Raw genomic sequence first — 321 nt, forward strand, 5'->3', positions numbered from 1 at the left:
CGACGCTCTTCCGATCTCGATGAGGACCAGCACTGCCGCCAGCGCCAGCAGCGCGGTCGCTCGTGCGCTCATCGGCGTCCAGCCGCCCATCGGCGACAAGAGCAGCGCGCCAAACACCGTCATGGCAAGAGCTGTCGCTGTCGATACCAGCATGGTCGGGATCGCGTGCGGAATGCGCTTGGTGGCGAGGTCGCGTACCGCACAGCAGACAACGCTCGCCAGCGCCAGCAGCGAATAGACGCTAAAACCCTCGAAGCCCGGCCGTACGATGATCAGCACGCCGGCAAAACCAAGGGCAATTGCGAGAGATCGGAAGAGCAC

1 pseudogene is annotated in these 321 nt (G+C 64.2%); it reads right to left on the bottom strand.

The features are described from left to right. Window positions 1-321, bottom strand: a pseudogene (locus EN818_RS31545) (EamA/RhaT family transporter); the annotation flags it as partial.

Source organism: Mesorhizobium sp. M3A.F.Ca.ET.175.01.1.1 (assembly GCF_004791945.1).
Lineage (GTDB): Bacteria > Pseudomonadota > Alphaproteobacteria > Rhizobiales > Rhizobiaceae > Mesorhizobium.